Origin of the sequence: Enterobacter sp. 301B (assembly GCF_003850715.1) — a bacterium.
Classification (GTDB): domain Bacteria; phylum Pseudomonadota; class Gammaproteobacteria; order Enterobacterales; family Enterobacteriaceae; genus Enterobacter; species Enterobacter intestinihominis.
Genome location: NZ_PQTC01000074.1, coordinates 1 through 885 on the forward strand (window position 1 = coordinate 1; position 885 = coordinate 885).

Here is an 885-nt window from a genome sequence, read left to right on the forward strand (position 1 = left end):
GCATTTCGCAGGATGTTTTCTGGTCGCTACAGGCCGAAGACAGCGACGCGAACGAACTCAACAACAAGGAGATCACGACGCTCATCAAGCGTAACGGTTTCCGGTTCTGGGGCAACCGTGTTACGGATACCAAAGATTATATCTTTGAGGTTTATACCCGTACGGCACAGATTCTGGCTGACAGTATCGCTGAGGCGCAATTTGAATCAGTGGACGAACCGCTAACCCCGGCCAACGTTAAGGACGTGGTCAGCGGTATCAGCGGCAAACTCAATTCGCTGGTGACACAGGGGCGGCTGATCGGTTCGGAATGCTGGTTTGATATCCTGGATAACCCGACACCCGGTCTCCGTCAGGGTCAGGTACGCATTCGCTATAAATATACACCGGTTCCGCCAATGGAAGATCTGACGCTCTACCAGACCTTCACGGATGAGTATTTCGAGTCGGCGTTCTCTTCGCTGGGAGGTGCATAAATGGCTGTTCCTCACAAACTGCGCCTGTTCACCTGCTTTGTGAACGGCAGCAACTGCATCGGCAAAGTCTCTTCTGTGACGCTGCCAAAACTGACCCGTAAAACTGAAGACTTTCAGGGGGGCGGGATGATTGGCTCTGCTGCGGTGGATCTCGGTCTGGACAGTGGCGCACTGGACACCACGATGGTGGTTGGTGGTCTGGTTCAGTCGCTTTTACTGAACTACTGCGGCGATATCGACGAAACCCGCTTCCGCTTCGCTGGTGAGTATTACACCGATGGTGAAAGCCTGCTGGTTGAGGTCGAGCTGCGCGGCCGTATCACCGAAATGGATGGTGGTGAAAGCAAGCAGGGAGAAGATACCTCTGTCAGCTACACGATGAAGAATACCTATTACAGGCTCAGCATCG

At 53.4% G+C, this 885-nt stretch carries 2 protein-coding genes; both read left to right on the top strand.

From position 1 onward, the window contains the following. Positions 1–476, top strand: a 476-nt coding sequence (locus tag C3451_RS24165; RefSeq protein ID WP_148089908.1) for a phage tail sheath C-terminal domain-containing protein, incomplete at its 5' end; no start/stop codon positions are given. Continuing rightward, positions 477–885, top strand: a 409-nt coding sequence (locus C3451_RS24170) for a phage major tail tube protein (protein ID WP_124304330.1), incomplete at its 3' end; no start/stop codon positions are given.